This window comes from Micromonospora sp. NPDC006431 (assembly GCF_042870725.1).
Taxonomy (GTDB): Bacteria; Actinomycetota; Actinomycetes; order Mycobacteriales; family Micromonosporaceae; genus Micromonospora.
Genome location: NZ_JBIAHQ010000001.1, coordinates 230,117 through 247,538, shown reverse-complemented (window position 1 = coordinate 247,538; position 17,422 = coordinate 230,117). Strand labels below are relative to the sequence as shown.

The following is a 17,422-nucleotide window of genomic DNA, read 5'->3' as shown; positions in this document are numbered from 1 at the left end:
AGCCGGCCCACGCGGCAGAACCCCGTCACCGGGCCGGACTTGTCCCCCAGATCAGCTTCCCCCGCCGGCTCCCCGCCGGCCGATCCTCCCAGGAGCCCATGTGCTTCCCCGCTCCGGTGACGTACTGCAGGTGACTCGCGCGGCGAGTGTCCAGTTCCTCCGACCGATCATGTTCCGGGTGATCCGGGTGCTCGACTGGCCGACCTACGACGGTTGGCTCTGGCTCGACGGCTACGAGTTGAACGCGGCGGGGGACGCGGTCAACCGGCGGTCGATCTTCGTACAGCAGGCGGGGCTGCAGCAGCTCCAGGCCGCGCCGGCGCCACGTCCCCACACCGTACGGACCCGACGGCCGGTCGTCCGGACTCCGGTCCGGGTCGGCTGACCTCCCGGTTGCCGGGTCGCGGCAGCTACCGCCGCCATAGAATCGGTACGCCCACCCCGGCGAAGTCTGCACCCCGCGCGTCCCGGACCCTGAACCTGGGATGGTCATGGTCAATCTGCCCGCCGCGCGGCGGCACCACCGGTCCCGTATCGGCTACACCTTCGGACTCCTGACGCTCCTCGGCGCCGCGACCGTACTCGCGCTCGTGGTCCGCCACCCCGCCTTCTCCTCCACCGACCAGTTGACCGAGCCGCAACCGGCTCCGGAGATCACGGTGGTCGGGGAAGGCAGCGCACCGCCCGCCGACCCGGAGGCGGAGTCGGGCTGGGCCGGTACGCCCCAGGCCGGCGCCTCGGGGGCCGGCGCCGGTGCACCGACCACCCCGGATCGGGCGGGGGGCGGCGCCGGCGAGGGCGTACTGGCCGGCGCGGACGGCATGCCGAACGCGAGGGACCTCGGCCGGTCGCTGTTCTACTCGGGGCTGCTGGGCCTCGGCATCTCACTGGCCGGCCTGGGCCTGATCTGCACCAGACGCCGGCAGTGGTGACGCTCAGGGGGTGGGGGTGGCCGTCGGGCCGGGTGTCGGGGTCGCGGTGGCCGTGGTCGGCGCGCCGGCCCTCGCCACCACGACCGTGACCTGATCGTCCGCGGAGACCAGCTCACCGGCGGCCGGGTCGGTCTCGATCACCGTGCCGGCGGGCCGGTCCGACGGCCGGCGCACCACGCGGTAGTCCACATTCAGCCGGTCGAGGACCGCCCGGGCGGCGTCCTCCGGCAGCCCGACCAGCGGCGGCACCGGCACCCGGGCGGGAGCGGTGGTGGGCGGAGTGGTCGGTGGCGACGTGCTCGGCGCGGTGGTGGTCGGTGCCGCGCTGGTCTCCGGCGCGCTGCTCGATGTGGCCGAGGGTACGGGAGGCGGGCCGGAGTTCCGCTCCGCCGCGGTGAGCGCCAGCCAGACACCCAACCCGATCAGCGCGATCAGCACCAGCGCCAGGATGCCGAGCAGGATCGGCATCCACCAGCGGCGGCCGGACTGCTCCTCGGCGTACCACTCGGTGCCGGGCTCGGGGTAGCCGGCGGGGCGCGGCGGGGGCACCCCGGCCCGGCCGGACCAGGCCGGCGCGGCGGCGACGGGCTCCTGCCGGGCGGTCGCGTCCGCGCCACCGCTCCGATCCGGCGGCAGGGGCCGGGTGGCGTCGTCGTTCCCGGCGGGTGGCTCCTGGCGGTCGTCGCTCATCGGCACGTCCTTTCCCCACCGGGACGGGCGCCCTGGCCCTCGATCGTCCACGGTAACGGTCGGCCGCACCATCGGCCGGGATCAGCGCGGCGAGCCGGCCGTCACGGTGCCGGGGGCGGGGTGACGGTCGGCCCCGCCGACGGGTCGTCGCCACAGGTGAGGGCGACCTGGTCGTTCCACCGGGCCGAACTGCCGGCGGCCGGGTCCTGGGCGGTGACCGGGCCCCGGCGACCGGTGCGGTACCGCGGATACAGTCCCGCCGCGACCAGGTCGTTCGCCGCGTCGCCGCAGTCCTGGGCGATCAGGTCGGGCACGGGCACCGCCGGCGGCGGACCGGCGACCCAGAGGGTGACGGTGACGCCGCGCCGGACCGGCGTACCGGGCGCGGGGCTGGTGCGCTCGACGTTGCGGCCGGACCCGGTGCCGAAGACCAGCCGCCAGCCGAGCTTCCGGTCGTGCAGTTCCCGCCGGGCCTGCACGAAGTCGGTGCCCACCAGATCGGGGACGGTCAGCCCGGCCGGGGTGGTGGTGCGGGTGCCGGTCGGGCTCCGCTCGGGCTTGCTGGGCGTGGCCTCGGTCGGCGTACGGTCGCTCGGCGCGGGTGCGCTGGTGCCGGCCGTGACCGGTGGCGTGGGCGGATCGGCGTCCCCGGCGAGGATCCATCCGCCGCTCGCCCCGATCACCGCCAGCAGGACCACCGCCAGGCCACCACCGAGGAACAACCTCGTCCGGTCAGGTCCGGGGTCGCCGACCAACCCGGGCTGCCGGCCCGGGTACCCGTCGTCCGTCATCGCCTCCACCGCCTCAATCACGGGCGACCGTATCCGGCGCCGCCAAGCCCGCCCACGGCAGATCGAGCTCCGTCAAGGCTCGCCGCGTCGACCTTGGGACGCTACGCTCCCCGACATGGCCAGACGGGGCTGGGGAGGATCGACCGCTACCGCGCTCGGCGTCGCCGCCGGTACGGGGGCGGCTCAGCTGGGCTTCGGCTACGGGCTCGGCATCATCAACTGGGCGCCGGCCGCGACCGGCCGGGTCGAGGCGGCCTGGGCGGCGAGCCTCGCCTGGGCCACCTGGATCTCCGCCACCTCGGTGATCGCCGGGGCGGTCTGCGCCCATCGGCTGCGCGGGACGGCCGACGAGGAACCGGACGGGACGCCGCGGAAGTTCGGCCTCGCCCTCGCCGCCGCGGTCGGCGCGCTGATCACCGTGCTGCTGGTCGCCGTACCGGCCCGGGCGGCCCGGGTGCCGGACACCTCGTCGCCGCAGGCCGTCGCCGCCGGGTACGCCCTCGCCGGGCTGCTGCTCGGCCTGCTGCTCGCGACCTGGGCGCTGCACACCCGGGCCGCTGCCGCCAACCTCGTCGCCACCACGAGCTGGCTCTGGCTGCTCGCCGTGGTGTCGGTGCTGGACGGGGTGCTGTCCGGCCGCGGCCTGGGCACCGCCCAGCTCGGCATCTGGCAGATCAGCGCGGACAGCGAACGCTTCTGGATCCGGGACTACTTCTACTGGCCCGGTGCCCTGCTCGCGCTGGGCTCCGCCCTGGTGATCGGCGCGCTGGCGGCCCGGCGTACCGCCCAAGTGGCGGAGCAGCGGGTCGGCGCGGCAGCCTCCGGGGCGGCCGGGCCGCTCCTGGTGGCGCTGGCGTACCTGCTGGCCGTGCCGAGGCTCGCGGCGATCGCCGCCGAGCAGATGTCCGCCCACCTGATCGCCCCGTACGCCGTGATCGCGGGAGTCGGGGGTTCGGCCCTGGTGGCCGCGCTGGCCCAGCGGGCCGACCGCCGGGCCGCCGCGCGCACCGCGACGATCGTGCCCCGGCAGCGCACCGGTGAGCCGGACGACCTCGCCCCGCCGGCCGTCGAGGCACGCCCGGCCGTCCAGGCACGCCCGGCCGTCCCGGTGGTCCCCGCCGACGTGACGGGATCCGCCGAGGCGACGCCCGGGGACGGGCAGCCGGCCGGACCACCGGAGCACGGCACCTCGGCGCCAGCTCCCGGCGCGACCCGCCGTGGCCGGGCGGTCCCGCCGCAGCGGACGCCGGCGCCGGCCGGAGCGAGCGAGCCGGGGGCCACCCGCACGGACGCCGGGGACGGCCCCGCAACAAGCGAGGTCACGAGCGGCAGCGCGGAGGGCGGCTCGCCGACCGCCGGGGCCAAGTCCCGCCGACGCAGCCGCTGATTCTGACCGCGACCTGCTGGTCGGCCCGGCGGACGTCGCCGCCGGCCGGGCCGTGCACCGGCCCGCGGTCGGCCCACCCGGGATGCCGGGCCTGCCGGGCCCGCGCCGGGGGGTGGTCAGTCGACCGGCCAGGTGTGCACGGGCTCGTTGCTGCGCTGGAGTTCGGCGTAGCGCTGGAGCATGTGGCGCAGCGCTGCCTCCCGGTCCATGCCCCGGTGCCGCTCGGCCGCCCACACCGTCTCCGTCTGCCAGGCGGCACCGTTGCGCCCGGTACGGCAGCGCTGCTCGATCACGCCGAGGAGGCGGTCGCGCTCGACCGGGGCGACGCCGAACCGGTCCAAGCCCTGCGCCGCCTTGGGCAGCAGGACATCGAGCACGAGCTTGGTCACCGGCACCTCGCCGAGCCGGGGCCAGTGCAGGACGGCGTCCATCCCCCGCCGCGCGGCGGCGTGGAAGTTCTCCTCGGCCGAGCTGAAGGTGAGCTGGCTCCAGATGGGACGATCGGCCTCGGCGAGGCTGCGGGCGAGTCCGAAGTAGAAGGCGGCGTTGGCGAGCATGTCCACCACGGTCGGCCCGGCCGGGAGTACGCGGTTCTCCACCCGGAGGTGGGGACGGCCGTCCATGATGTCGTAGACCGGCCGGTTCCACCGGTAGACCGTGCCGTTGTGCAGCCGCAGCTCGCCCAGTTTGGGCACCCCGCCGGCGTGCAGCACCTCGACCGGGTCCTCGTTCTCGCAGATGGGCAGCAGCGGCGGGAAGTAGCGGACGTTCTCCTCGAACAGGTCGAAGATCGACGTGATCCAGCGTTCCCCGAACCACACCCGGGGGCGTACGCCCTGGGCCTTGAGCTCGTCGGGCCGGGTGTCGGTGGCCTGCTGGAAGAGGGCGATCCGGGTCTCCGCCCAGAGCTGCCGGCCGTAGAGGAACGGCGAGTTCGCGCCGACCGCGGTCTGCGGGCCCGCGATGGCCTGGGACGCGTTCCAGTAGTCGGCGAAGCTGTCCGGCGCGACCTGGAGGTGGAACTGGAGGCTGGTGCAGGCCGCTTCGGGGGCGATCGAGTCGTTGTGCGTCCGCAGCCGCTCGACACCGCGGATGTCCAGCTCGAAGTCCTCGCCCCGCGCGCCCACGATCTGGTCGTTGAGCGCCCGGTAGCGCTCGTCGGTGGAGAGGTTGTCGGCGATCAGGTGCCGCTCGGTGAGCGTGGGCAGGATGCCGACCAGCACTATCTTGGCGTCCGACCGGCTGGCCCGCTCGTCGGCGCGGGCCAGGCTGTTGCGCAGGTCCCGCTCGTAGTCGCCGAAGCCGGTGCCCTCGATGAGCCGCGGCGGGGCGTTCAGCTCGAGGTTGAACTGGCCCAGCTCGGTCTGGAAGAGCGGGTCGGCGATGTCGGCGAGGATCTTCTCGTTGCGCATGGCCGGCTCGGCGGCGGAGTCGACCAGGTTGAGCTCGATCTCCAGCCCGGTCATCGGCCGGTCGGCGTCGAAGCCGAAGTCGTCCAGCATCAGCGCGAAGACGTCCAGGCACCGCCGGACCTTCTGCCGGTAGCGGACCCGGTCCTCCCGGGAGAAGGCGCCCTGCTCGACGTCTCTGCCCATTTGTCCTCCCGGCGCGAGGCGCAACGGAACCGTACCGTCCCGAAAACGCATTGTGAACCATTCACGTTAAGTGCGCCCCGGCTGGCGGAGCCAGGGGTGGGGCCCAGGTCGAGACTCCTACCCAGGTCACACCCCGCCGCATCGCCGGCAACCTGTGAACGGGACGTGACAAATCGCACCTCTTCGGCCGACGACGAACAGGCCCGTGTCGTCGGGTGACGACACGGGCCCGTGGGGTCGTGCGGGGAGATCAGGCCTGGCGGATGGCCTCGCCCTCGATCTCGATCTTGATCTTCTTGCCGACCAGCACGCCGCCGGTCTCCAGGGCGACGTTCCAGGTAAGACCGAAGTCCTCGCGGTCGATCTCCGTGCTGGCGGAGAAGCCGAAGATGTCCTGGCCGAACGGGCTGCGGCCGACGCCCTCGAACTCGACCTCCAGCTCCACCGGGCGGGTGACGTCGCGGATGGTCAGCTCGCCGGAGAGCACGAACTCGTTGCCGTTGCGCGACTTCACGCCGGTGCTGCGGAACTCCAGGGTCGGAAACTTCTCGACATCGAGGAAGTCGCCGCTGCGCAGGTGCCCGTCCCGGTCGGCCTGCGTGGTGTCGATGCTGGCCGCCTGGATGGTGGCGCTCACCGCGGACTGCATCGGGTCCTCGGCCACGGTGATCGTGGCGGTCGCGTCGCCGAACTCACCGCGTACCTTGCTCACCATCATGTGGCGGGCGACGAAGCCGACCCGCTTGTGAGCCGCGTCCAGCAGGTAGGTGCCGGCAGCCGGGATGGTGAGACCCTCCCAGTCGCGGGTAACCGCTTCGGTGCTGCTGGTCATGGTGCTGTCCTCCAGGGAGATTGTTGAGTAATCCAACGACTGACTAAGCAACTATAGGCACGACAACATTCCCTATGTCAAGTACTGCTAGGATGGTGGCGTGGACCAGAACGTGTTCGACGATCCCCGGATCACCGCCGTCGGCCTCCTCGTCGAGGCGCACGCCGGGCTGTCGGCCCGGTTCGCCGCCCAGTTCGAGGAGCACGGCCTCTCCCCGGTCGAGTTCGAGGTGCTCACCCGACTCGCCCGCTCACCCAGCAACCAGCTCCGGATGACCGACCTCGCGGCCCAGACCTCCCTGTCCACCAGCGGCGTGACCCGGGTGGTCGACCGGATGGAGCGCGACGGCCTGATCCGCCGCCGGGCCTGCCCCTCCGACCGGCGCAGCTCGTACGCGGTGGTCACCGCCGCCGGCCTGGCCCGGCTGGACGAGACCCTGCCCGGGCACCTGCAGATCATCGAGCAGTGGTTCACCGGCCAGCTCGAACCGGTAAAGCTGGAGGCCCTCCTGGACGGGCTGCGCCGGGTCCGCGACGCGGTCCACCCGGGGGCGACCGCTGGGAGCAGCGAGCCCGCACCCGCTCCGGCCGGCTGCTGAGCCGGCCCGGGCGATCACCGGCAGAAAGACCGGCAGAACCGACTAAGCGGCCGCACATACCCCTCAAGCGGCCACAAATCACCCACGCTTCGCGGATAGGGTTCCACTGCAGCGGGGGCGCGCACCGGGGGGTGCCGGCGCGAGCGGATGAGCGAGGGGCAACACCAGGGGGCTACTTCGCTCGCGCCACCCCCGCGCCCTCCCGTGCGAGCAACCCGGCGGCGCAACCCCAGCGGTCGACCGTCGGTCAGCGCCGGCGGGTGCCGAGGTCCCGGCCGGCAACCAACGCGTACAGCAGGTCCTCTTCCCGGGGCAGCAGGCTGATCCCGTTGGCTCGGCGAGCCTGGTCGAGCCGGTCCAGCACGGTCACGTCGGCCGTGCTCGCCGCCACCCCCACCAGTGCCTCGATCACGTCCCGCCGGTGCTGGCCAGGGGCGGCCGCCTCGGCCGCCGCGGCGAACCATTCCGCCGCCGGCTCACGGTCACCCCGGTGCAGCGCGAGCTGGCCCTCGATCAGCGCGCAGACCGCGTCCTCCGGCCGGGTGTGCTCCGCCGCGACACCGGCCCGGTCCGCGTGCCCGGCGCCGGACGGCCGCCGCTGCGCCGGCACCGGAACCGCGGGCCGCAGTTCGGCGAGCACCTCCAACGCCTCGTCTCCGCGTCCCGCCTGGGCGAGCGCCAACCCGACCGTGCCGAGCACCCGGCGGCGCCGCCCCGGGTCGCCCAGCTCGGTCAGCGCCGCCGCCACCCGCCGCCCCTGCTCCGCGGCGTCGGCGTACCGGCCCTCCAGGCGGGACACCTCGGCGAGGTTGGCCCGGGCCAGCAGCCGCAGCCGCTGCTCACCGGACTGCGCGGCCAGCCGGTCCACGGTAGCCAGCCGGCGGCGCGCCCCGGCCAGGTCGCCCACGCGTACGTCGTGCCAGGTCAGGCACGTCTGGGCGAACGCCGTCTCGCGTACCCGGCCGTGCCGGGTGGCCAGCTCCAGCACCGCCTCAGCCTGCTCCCGGGCCTCGTCGTGTGCGCCCACCGCGGGCAGCAGCATGCCGAGCACCAGCCGGCTCCGCAGCTCCCCGGTCACCTCCCCGGCCTCGCGAAAGGCGGCCAACGCGGTCCGTGCCGCCGGCACCTCCTCCGCGCCCGCGCCGTGCTCGGCGGCCAGCCGGGCCGAGCCGATCAGCGCCCAGGCCCGCAGCACCGGGTCGGCGTCGGCGGTACGCGGGTCGGTCAGCAACCGGCGCAGCCACCGCCGCCCGGAGACGTCCCGCCCGCGCAGCCGCCACCACCGGGGCAGGGCCGCTGCCAGTCGCAGCGCGGTCACCGGATCGTCGTCGGCGGCGTGCGCCAGGGCGACGTTGATGTCGCTGGTCGCCTCGTCCAGCAGGTGCACGGCGGCGGAGGGCTCCACGCCGAGCAGGTCCGGTGCGTTGCGGACCACCAGCCCGGTGACGACGAGCGCGTGCCGACGCCGGATCCGGGCCAGCTCGCCCTCGGCCGCGGCCTGCTCGGCGGCGAAGTCGCGTACCGCGTCCAGCAGGCGGAACCGGAACGGGCCGGTGCCCCGGACGCTGAGCAGGCCGAGTTCGAGCAGCCGGTTCAGCAGCGGGACGGCGTCCGTCCGCGGCCCGCCGTCGGCCAGCAGGTCCTCGGCCAGCTCCACCGACCACCGGTTGCAGAAGGCGGAGAGCCGGCGCAGCGCCGCCCGGTCGGCCGACGCGAGCAGGTGGTAGCTGGTCGCCACCGCCTCGCGCAGGGTCACCGTGCCGGTGGCGCGGTCGACCGGCGCCCAGCCCGCGGGGCCGCTGGTGGCTAGGTCGAGGACGCGGTCGCCGTACCGGTCGAGCAGCTCGGTGACGTCGAGGATCCGGCCGCGCGCGGCCATCAGCTCGATGGCGAGCGGGAGGCCGCCGAGCCGCCGGACCAGCGCGGCGAGCGCCGGCAGCTCGGCCGGAGTGGGCGGTTCGCGGCGCACCTGGGCGAGCCGGGCGCTGAACAGCGCCGCCGCCGGCCAGCGGGCCAGCGCCGCCGGGTCCGCCGGCAGCACCCCGGCCGGCGGGACGTCGAGCGGCGCGACCGGCCGGACCAACTCGCCCGGGAGGCCGACCGGACGCCGGCCGGTCACCAGCACCCGCAGCCCGGGTGCCGCGGCGACCATCGTCCGCAGCGCCTCGGCCACCGGCCCGGGTGCCCGTTCGACCGCGTCCACGAGCAGCAGCGCCGGCCGGCCGGCGAGCCGCCCGGGGAGGTCGGCCAGCCGGTTCACGCCGAGCACCGCGACCGAGGCGGCCAGCACATCGGTCGCGTCGGAGCCCTCGCCGACCAGCACACCGGCCACGCCGGCCGGGTGGTCGGCGGCCACGCCGTACGCGACGGTGAGGGCGAGCGCGGTCTTGCCGACGCCGGCCAGGCCGACCAGGCTCACCATCGGATGGTCGGCGGCGAGCAGGGCGGCCACCTCGGCGACGTCCCGGTCCCGGCCGATCAGCGGCACCGGCTGCGGCAGCGCGACCGGCGTACCGCCTCCGGTGATGCCGGAGCCGGTGAGCGGGAAGTGCCGTGCGGCCGGACGCGGCGCGGCGGGCGGGGCCGGCCGGGCCGCGGCGAGGAACGCCTGCCGGCGGGTGCCGGTCAGGCCGAGCGCACCGGCGAGCAGGTCGACGGTGGTGCGCTGGGGCCGCGCGGACCGACCCCGCTCCAGATCACGGACCGTCCGCACTCCGACGCCGGCCCGCGTGGCCAGCTCGGCCTGGGTGAGGCCGGCGGCGAGCCGGTGCCCGCGCAGCAGATCGGACAGGCCGGTACGACCACCCGTGCTCGGCGAGCGATCATGATCCGGAGTCATGGGGACGAAGACTACGGACGGGGTACGACCCGCCACACCAGATCGTCGCCCAACCGACCGTCGGGCGCCGATATCCGACAGCCGGCCGAGCGCGCAGCTTCACCCGCAAAGCGTGGTCATCCGAGGCGGAATGACCACGCTGTCGCGGAGCGTGCGAAGCCAGCGAGCCGGGGCCGGCCCGCCGTCAGATGCCCAGGTCGCGGGCGATGACCATGCGCTGCACCTCGCTGGTGCCCTCGCCGATCTCCAGGATCTTGGCGTCCCGCCAGAAGCGGGCCACCGGATACTCGTTCATGAAGCCGTAGCCGCCGTGGATCTGGGTGGCCTCGCGGGCGTTGTCCACCGCGATGGTGCTGGCGTGCAGCTTGGCGATCGCGGCCTGGCGCTTGAACGGCTCGCCGGCGAGCATCCGGGCGGCCGCGTCGTAGTACGCCAGCCGGGCGGTGTGCGCCCTCAGCTCCATGTCCGCGATCTTGAACTGGATCGCCTGGTAGTTGCCGATCGGCTGGCCGAAGGCGTGGCGCTCCTTCGCGTACTTGATCGACTCGTCGACGCAGCCCTGGGCGAGGCCGACGGCCAGCGCGGCGATGGCGATCCGGCCCTCGTCGAGGGTACGCAGGAACTGGGCGAAGCCCCGACCGCGCTGGCCGAGCAGGTTGGCTGCCGGGACCCGGCAGTCGTCGAAGGTCAGTTCATGGGTGTCCGAGGCGGTCCAGCCGACCTTGGAGTAGGCGGGGGCGACGGTGAAGCCGGGCGTACCCGACGGGACGATGATGCTGGACAGCTCCTTCGAGCCGTCCGGCCTCGTCCCGGTGACCGCGGTGACCGTGACCAGCGAGGTGATGTCGGTGCCCGAGTTGGTGATGAACGCCTTCGAGCCGTTGATCACCCACTCGTCGCCGTCCAGCACCGCCCGCGTCTGGGTGCCGCCGGCGTCCGATCCGGTGCCCGGCTCGGTCAGCCCGAAGGCGGCGAGCGCCTCGCCGCTGAGCAGCTTCGGCAGCCACTGCGCCTGCTGCTCGTCCGTACCGAACCGGTAGATCGGCATCGCGCCGAGGGAGACCGCCGCCTCCAGGGTGATCGCCACGCTGGAGTCGATCCGGGCCAACTCCTCAAGGGCCAGGCAGAGCGCGAAGTAGTCGCCGCCCATGCCGCCGTGTTCCTCCGGGAACGGCAGGCCGAACAGGCCCATCTTGCCCATCTGCCGGACGATCTCGTACGGGAAGGTGTGCTGCTCGTAGTGCTCCGCGATGGCCGGCGCCACCACCTCGCGGGCGAAGTCCCGCACGCTCTCCCGCAGCGCCTCTTGTTCCTCGCTGAGCCGGAAGTCCATCTGATCCTCCTGTGTGGATGGGCCGCCGGGCGCTCGTGACGCCGGGACGGTCGTGCGGGGCCACGTGCGGAGGTGACCGCACACGGCGCGGGGGTCAGACCGGGGTGACGCCGTGGCGGCGCTTCGAGAAGTGCCGGTCCTTGCCGCGCGCGGCGGCGAACCGGCGGACCAGCTCGGCGCGCAACTCGTGCGGCTCGACGATGGCGTCCACGACCAGCTCGCTGGCGAGCCGGACGATGTCGATGTCCCGCTCGTACTCCTCGCGCTTCGCGCTGACGAAGGCGGCCCGCTCGGCCTCGTCCTCGATCGCGGCGATCTTGTTGGCGTAGACCGCGTTGACCGCGGCCTCCGCGCCCATCACCGCGATCTTGGCGGTGGGCAGCGCGATCGTCGCGTCCGGCTCGAAGCCGGGGCCGGCCATCGCGTAGAGCCCGGCGCCGTACGCCTTCCGGACCACCACGCAGATCTTGGGTACGGTCGCCTCGCTGATCGCGGTGATCATCTTGGCGCCGTGCCGGATGATGCCCTGCTTCTCCACGGCGCTGCCGACCATGAACCCGGGCACGTCGGAGAGGAACAGCAGCGGCACGTTGAACGCGTCGCAGAGCTGCACGAACCGGGTCGCCTTGTCGGCCGAGTCGACGAAGAGCACGCCGCCCTTGAACATCGAGTTGTTGCCGACCACGCCGACGACCTCGCCGTTCAGCCGGCCGAAGCCGATGGTCAGTTCCTTGGCCCAGAGCGCCTGGATCTCGAAGAAGCTGCCCTCGTCGAGCAGGCCCTTGACGTACCGGCGCATGTCGAACGCCTGTCGCTCGCTGGCCGGGACCAGCGCGGCCAGGTCGGCCTTCTCGGACGCTTTGGCGGCGGGCGCTGTGGGCGGCTGCTGCGTCCAGTTGGCCGGCAGGTAGGACAGGTAGCGGCGGACCACGTCGAGCGCCTCGGCCTCGGTCTTGCAGAGGAAGTGCCCGACGCCGGACTCGGCGCAGTGCACCTTGGCCCCGCCCATCGCCTCCAGCGTGGTCTTCTCGCCGGTGACCATCTCGACCATCCGGTCGGAGCCGAGGTACATGCTGGCGTTGCCGTCCACCATGGCGACCACGTCACAGAACGCCGGGATGTACGCCCCGCCCGCCGCGCTCGGCCCGAAGAGGGCGCAGACCTGCGGGATCGAGCCGGAGGCGCGGACCTGGTTCCAGAAGATCTTCCCGGCGCCGCGCCGGCCGGGGAAGAGCTCGACCTGGTCGGTGATCCGGGCCCCGGCCGAGTCGACCAGATACACCATCGGCACGCCGGTGGTGTACGCCCGCTCGATGATCCGGATGATCTTCTCGACGGTACGCGCGCCCCAGCTGCCGGCCTTGACCGTGGAGTCGTTCGCCATCAGGCAGACCGGGCGGCCGTCGATGGTGGCGGTGCCGGTGACGACGCCGTCGGCGGGCAGCCCCTCGGCCAGCGCGTTGGCGTAGAGGCCGTCCTCGACGAAGGAGCCCTCGTCGACCAGGAGCGCGACCCGCTCCCGGGCGAAGAGCTTGCCCTTGGCGGCGTTCGCCGCGTGGTACTTGTCCGCACCGCCGGCCTTGGCGCGCTTGCGCAGCTGCTCCAGAGCCTCACCGTCGAGCGTCACGCCGACTCCCTCGCCCACCCGCGCCTCGTTGGGCGCGTCGACCGACCTGAACGATCGTTAGGGTAGCGCACGCTGACCAGCTCCGGCGACCCAGCCCACGGCAGCCGCCCAACCCGCCGGCAGCCGGCCGACCGCACCGCGCCGGCGTGGTTGATCAAGGAGTTTGCGTCTGGATCCGGGCCCGGACAGACGCAAACTCCTTGATCAACGCGTTGCTCAGGCGGGGAGGGGGGTCAGGCGGGTGCGGGGGCCGGCGCGGAGGACGCCGGAGGGGAGCTTCTTGCCGACCAGTTCCTCGGCCAGCTCGGCGGCCTCGATCAGGGCGTCCAGGTCGATCCCGGTGTCGATGCCCATGTCGTGCAGCATGTGCACGGCCTCCTCGGTGGCCAGGTTGCCGCTGGCCCCCGGGGCGTACGGGCAGCCGCCGAGGCCGCCCACGCTGGCGTCGAACTCGGTGACGCCCAACTCCATCGCGGTCAGCAGGTTCGCCAGCGCGGTGCCCCGGGTGTTGTGGAAGTGCAGCAGCACGGGGATGTGGGCGTTGCGGTCACGTACCGCGGTGATCAGCTCGCGGACCCGTCGGGGCGTACCCATGCCGGTGGTGTCGCCGAAGGCCACCCGGTCGGCGCCGTCGCGGACGACGCGGTCGACGATGCCGGCGACCCGCTGGGCGTCGACGTCCCCCTCGTACGGGCAGCCGAAGCTGGTCGCGATGATCACCTCGGCCCGGGCGCCCGCTCCGTGCAGCAGGTCGATCAGCTCGGCGATGTCGTCGAGGGACTCCTCCGTGGAGCGGTTGACGTTGCGCCGGTTGTGCGTGTCGCTGGCCGAGACCACCACCTCGATCTCGGTGAAGCCGGCGGCGAGGGCCCGCTGGGCGCCCCGCGTGTTCGGCACCAGAGCGGAGTAGCGCACCCCGTCGACCTTGGTGGCCCGCTGCCACACCTCGTCGGCGTCGGCCATCTGCGGGATCGCCTTGGGATGCACGAAGGAGACGGCCTCGATCCGTTGCACTCCGGTACGCGACAGCGCGTCGAGCAGCCGTACCTTGGCGTCGGTGGGGATGGGCTCCTCGTTCTGGAGTCCGTCCCGGGGCCCGACCTCCCGGATGGAGACGAAGTCCGGCAGTTCCGCCATAAGGGGTCACCTCACTGTGACGGTCTTACGTGATGGGTGCCTTCCAGCATGTCACCCCAGCCGCCAGCCGGGGTTGATCAAGGAGTTCGCGTCAAAATCCCAGCCCGGCTGACGCAAACTCCTTGGTCAACGAGAAGCGCCGAGCTCAGCGCATGCGGGAGACGATGCCGGTGTCGTAGTCGCCGGAGAGGAACTCCGGGTTCTCCAGCAGCTCGGCGAAGAAGGGCAGGTTGTTCTTCGGGCCGGCGATCTCGAACTGGGCCACCGCCGCCCTGGCCCGCTCGACGGCCTCCTCGCGCGTCGCCCCGCTGACGATCAGCTTGGCCATCAGGCTGTCGTAGAACGGGGTGACGGTGTTGCCGGCGACGTAGCCGGAGTCGACCCGGACACCCTCGCCGGCCGGCTCGTTCCAGGTGGTGATCGCACCCGGGCCGGGAAGGAAGCGCTTCGGGTCCTCCGCGTTGATCCGCAGCTCGATGGCGTGCCCGCGCGGCGCGAGCGCGTCCGGGTCGAAGGTCGGGGCCAGGCCGGCGGCCACCCGCAACTGCTCCTCGACCAGGTCGACGCCGTAGACGTACTCGGTCACCGGGTGCTCGACCTGCAGCCGCGTGTTCATCTCCAGGAAGAAAAATTCTTCGGAGCCGTCACCATCGAAGTCCCGCTGGCGCGGGACCAACAGACACTCGACCGTGCCGGCGTTGCGGTAGCCGACCGCCTCGCCGGCCCGCACGGCGGCGGCCAGGAACCGCTCGCGCAACTCGGCGGAGACCGCCGGGGACGGGGACTCCTCGACCAGCTTCTGGTTGCGCCGCTGCACCGAGCACTCGCGCTCGCCGAGGGCCACCACCCGGCCGTCGGCCAGGCCGAGGATCTGCACCTCGACGTGGCGTACCCGGGGGAAGTAGCGCTCGATCAGCACCGAGCCGTCACCGAACATCCGCTCGGCGAACGAGCGGACCTTGTCGTACTCCGTGCGCAGCGCGGCCTCGTCGGTGGCCACGCCCATGCCCATGCCGCCTCCGCCGGCTGCGGCCTTGACCATCACCGGGTAGCCGATCTCGGCGGCGGCGGCCACCGCCGCGGCCAGGTCGGCCGCCGGGTCGGTGGTGCCGGGCGCGACCGGCACCCCGGCCGCCGCCATCAGGTTCCGCGCATTGATCTTGTCGCCCATCGCGGTGATCGCGTCCGCGCCGGGTCCGACCCAGATCAGGCCGCTGGCCTCGACGGTACGGGCGAAGTCCGCGTTCTCGGACAGGAAGCCGTAGCCGGGGTGAATCGCCTGGGCGCCGGTCGACTTGGCGGCGGCGAGGATCGCCTCGACGTTCCGGTAGCTCTGCGCCGGGTTGGCCGGGCCGACGCAGACCGCCTCGTCCGCCTCGGTCACGAACGGCAGGCCGGCGTCCGCCTCCGAGTGCACCGCGATCGCGCGGATCCCGAGCCGCTTGGCGGTACGGATGATCCGGCGGGCGATCTCGCCCCGATTGGCGACCAGCAGCGACTCGATCATGCTCTCCTCCAGCGTCCAGGGGTGGGGACGCTGTCAGCCAACCACGCCCCCCGGGTTACCCACGAGTTACCCCGACCCACCCGGCCCCGGCGGCGTTGATCAAGAGGTTGGCGTCGGAAAAGCCCGCTGCGGCGACGCGAACTTCTTGATCAACCGCACGGTCAGCCGGGATCAGGCGGGGTCGGTGGGGGCCAGGAGGGCGGCGAGGGTGGCGCCGCGCAGCAGCTCGGCGCGGCGGCGGCGGTCCACCTCACCGGCGAGGAACGGGGTGGAGTTCATCAGCCCGAAGGCGGCGTGGGCGAGCACCCGGGCCTCACCGTCCGGCAGCCCCGGGTGCAGCGTGGTGAGCACGGTCACCCACTCCTCGACGTAGAGCCGCTGCAGCCGGCGGATCCGTCGGCGCGGCTCGTCCGGGAGGCGGTCCAGTTCGTGCAGGTGCAGGGCGATCACCGCCGGGTTGGCCAGCGCGAAGTCCACGTGGAAGTCGATCAACGATTCCAGGGTCCCGCGCGGGTCGTCCGGCTGGGCGGCCCGCTCCCGGCCACCGGCGAGCAGCCCCTCGCTGACCGGGATCAGCGCGGCGGCGAGCATCGCCTCCTTGCCGGCGAAGTGGTGGTAGAGGGCCGGACCGGTGACCCCCGCGGCGGCGCCGATGTCGTCCATCGACACACCGTGATAGCCGCGGGAGGCGAAGAGGCCTACCGCGATCTCCAGGATCTCGTCCCGCCGGGACCGGCGTCGGCCCGCACCCGTCGCGCCGTTCGCCGCGCCCCGCGCCTGCTGTTCCACCGCCACCGGGCCAGCCTAGACCTCGGGCGCGGCGAGGTGGAGGCTCGGTTACCCGTCGGTTGCCTCACGTTTTGCTTGACCCTCGACCCGCTTCAGGCCACAGGCTCCGGCGACATGACCGCTTCCGTCCTCGGCCGCGACTACCGGCTGCTCTGGTCCGCCGCCGTCTCCTCCCGGTTCGGCGATGCCCTGCGTACGCCGGCGCTGGCCCTGTTGGCCGCCACGCTCACCCGCGATCCCCGGCCCGTCGCCGCGGTGACCGTCGCCGCCCAACTCCCGCCGCTGCTCCTCGGCCTGCTCGGCGGCGCGTACGCGGACCGGTGGGACCGCCGCCGGACGATGGCGGTGGTGGACGGGCTGCGGGCCGCCTTGGTGGCCGCCCTGGCCGGACTGGTCGCCACCGGCCGGGCCGGGGTGGCCGCGCTGGTGGTCGCCGCCTTCCTGCTCGCCGCCCTGGGCACGGTCTTCGACGCGGCCTCCTTCGCGCTGCTCCCGTCGGTGGTCCCGCCGGCCGCGCTGCCCACCGCCAACGGCCGCCTCCAGGCCGGCGCCGCGGTCGCCGGTGGGTTCCTCGGCGCCCCGCTGGCCGGGGTCCTCTTCGCGAGCTCGGCGGCCCTCCCGTTCACCCTCGACGCCGTCACCTTCGCCGCGGCCGCCCTCCTCGTCCTCGCCCTGCGCCCCGTCCCGCCGTCCGGCGACCACCGGCACCGCCCGGCGCCGGGACGGGCGAGCGTGTGGCGGGAGGCCTGGGCGGGGATGCGCTGGCTGCGGCGGGACCCGGTGCTGTGGCGGGTGACCGTGGCGACGGCGGGGTCGAACCTCGCGATCAGCGGAGTCATGGCGGTACTGGTGCTGTACGCGCTGACCGTGCTGCGGGTGCCACCGGCGGCGTACGGGCTGTTCGCGGCGGGGGCGGTGGTCGGTGGCCTGGTCGGGGCGCTCGGCGCCGGCCGGCTGGCGGCCCGGTTCGGCACCCTGCCCGCGCTGCGTGGGGTGCTGCTGGCGCAGACCCTGGCCCTGGCCGGGTTCGCGGTCGCCCGGCACCCGGTGCCCGGCGGGCTGGCCCTGGCCTGCTTCGCCGCCGGCACCACCGTCTGGAACAGCCTATGGTCGGCGTACGGGCAGCGGCACGTGCCGGCCGGGCTGCTCGGCCGGGTCGGCGCGGCGCAGCGGACCGTCGGTCTGGTCAGCGCGCCGGTCGGCGCGGCCGTCGCCGGGTTCGCCGGTCAGGCCTACGGGATGGCTCCGGTCAGTTGGGCGGCGGCAGGAGTGTTCGCCCTGGTCACCGCCGGTGCGTGGCGGACGCTGCGGGAGGGGGTTTCGCGCGCCGAGCGCCGGACGGAGCCGGTGCCGCGTCCCTAGGCT

15 protein-coding genes are annotated in these 17,422 nt (G+C 73.8%); 5 read left to right on the top strand and 10 right to left on the bottom strand.

Features of this window, described 5'->3' with window-relative positions; all coding sequences use genetic code 11:
- Positions 1-100: 100 nt before the first annotated feature.
- Together ACFYM6_RS01220 and ACFYM6_RS01215 are read left to right on the top strand one after the other, a co-directional pair.
- The gene (locus tag ACFYM6_RS01220) at positions 101-385 is read left to right on the top strand and encodes a hypothetical protein (protein WP_387271104.1); all 285 of its coding nucleotides are present in this window, start codon (positions 101-103) and stop codon (positions 383-385) included.
- A gap of 100 nt (positions 386-485) precedes the next feature.
- Positions 486-932: a hypothetical protein gene (locus ACFYM6_RS01215; protein WP_387271102.1), complete on the top strand. Its 447-nt coding sequence runs from the start codon at positions 486-488 to the stop codon at positions 930-932.
- Between the two features lie 3 nt (positions 933-935).
- On the opposite strand, the gene ACFYM6_RS01210 is transcribed toward ACFYM6_RS01215, so the two are convergent.
- A complete protein-coding gene (locus tag ACFYM6_RS01210; RefSeq protein WP_387271100.1) occupies positions 936-1,622 on the bottom strand; it encodes a PASTA domain-containing protein in 687 nt (228 codons plus the stop codon).
- A 101-nt stretch (positions 1,623-1,723) separates the two neighbouring features.
- A complete protein-coding gene (locus ACFYM6_RS01205) occupies positions 1,724-2,413 on the bottom strand; it encodes a PASTA domain-containing protein (RefSeq protein ID WP_387271098.1) in 690 nt (229 codons plus the stop codon).
- A 115-nt stretch (positions 2,414-2,528) separates the two neighbouring features.
- Here ACFYM6_RS01205 and ACFYM6_RS01200 point away from each other — a divergent pair, with 115 nt between their 5' ends.
- Positions 2,529-3,800: a hypothetical protein gene (locus ACFYM6_RS01200; RefSeq protein ID WP_387271096.1), complete on the top strand. Its 1,272-nt coding sequence runs from the start codon at positions 2,529-2,531 to the stop codon at positions 3,798-3,800.
- Between the two features lie 116 nt (positions 3,801-3,916).
- On the opposite strand, the gene ACFYM6_RS01195 is transcribed toward ACFYM6_RS01200, so the two are convergent.
- Both ACFYM6_RS01195 and ACFYM6_RS01190 read right to left on the bottom strand, forming a co-directional pair.
- Positions 3,917-5,395: a glutamate--cysteine ligase gene (locus ACFYM6_RS01195; RefSeq protein ID WP_387271094.1), complete on the bottom strand. Its 1,479-nt coding sequence runs from the start codon at positions 5,393-5,395 to the stop codon at positions 3,917-3,919.
- A gap of 250 nt (positions 5,396-5,645) precedes the next feature.
- Positions 5,646-6,227, bottom strand: a complete 582-nt coding sequence (locus ACFYM6_RS01190) for a YceI family protein (protein WP_387271092.1) — start codon at positions 6,225-6,227, stop codon at positions 5,646-5,648.
- Positions 6,228-6,327: 100 nt separating this feature from the next.
- Here ACFYM6_RS01190 and ACFYM6_RS01185 point away from each other — a divergent pair, with 100 nt between their 5' ends.
- Positions 6,328-6,825: a MarR family winged helix-turn-helix transcriptional regulator gene (locus ACFYM6_RS01185; RefSeq protein ID WP_073836921.1), complete on the top strand. Its 498-nt coding sequence runs from the start codon at positions 6,328-6,330 to the stop codon at positions 6,823-6,825.
- A gap of 247 nt (positions 6,826-7,072) precedes the next feature.
- On the opposite strand, the gene ACFYM6_RS01180 is transcribed toward ACFYM6_RS01185, so the two are convergent.
- The 6 genes from ACFYM6_RS01180 to ACFYM6_RS01155 form a co-directional block, all read right to left on the bottom strand.
- A complete protein-coding gene (locus tag ACFYM6_RS01180) occupies positions 7,073-9,664 on the bottom strand; it encodes an ATP-binding protein (protein WP_387271090.1) in 2,592 nt (863 codons plus the stop codon).
- A 184-nt stretch (positions 9,665-9,848) separates the two neighbouring features.
- Entirely contained in the window at positions 9,849-10,997 is a 1,149-nt protein-coding gene (locus tag ACFYM6_RS01175) for an acyl-CoA dehydrogenase family protein (RefSeq protein ID WP_387271088.1), read from the bottom strand.
- Positions 10,998-11,091: 94 nt separating this feature from the next.
- Positions 11,092-12,624, bottom strand: a complete 1,533-nt coding sequence (locus ACFYM6_RS01170; protein WP_387271087.1) for an acyl-CoA carboxylase subunit beta — start codon at positions 12,622-12,624, stop codon at positions 11,092-11,094.
- A 216-nt stretch (positions 12,625-12,840) separates the two neighbouring features.
- Entirely contained in the window at positions 12,841-13,761 is a 921-nt protein-coding gene (locus ACFYM6_RS01165) for a hydroxymethylglutaryl-CoA lyase (protein WP_387271085.1), read from the bottom strand.
- Between the two features lie 145 nt (positions 13,762-13,906).
- A complete protein-coding gene (locus tag ACFYM6_RS01160; protein ID WP_387271083.1) occupies positions 13,907-15,268 on the bottom strand; it encodes an acetyl/propionyl/methylcrotonyl-CoA carboxylase subunit alpha in 1,362 nt (453 codons plus the stop codon).
- Between the two features lie 171 nt (positions 15,269-15,439).
- The gene (locus tag ACFYM6_RS01155) at positions 15,440-16,063 is read right to left on the bottom strand and encodes a TetR/AcrR family transcriptional regulator (RefSeq protein ID WP_387271082.1); all 624 of its coding nucleotides are present in this window, start codon (positions 16,061-16,063) and stop codon (positions 15,440-15,442) included.
- 108 nt (positions 16,064-16,171) lie between these two features.
- Between ACFYM6_RS01155 and ACFYM6_RS01150 the strand changes: the two genes are divergently transcribed.
- Positions 16,172-17,419: an MFS transporter gene (locus tag ACFYM6_RS01150; protein WP_387271080.1), complete on the top strand. Its 1,248-nt coding sequence runs from the start codon at positions 16,172-16,174 to the stop codon at positions 17,417-17,419.
- The last annotated feature ends 3 nt before the right edge of the window (positions 17,420-17,422 follow it).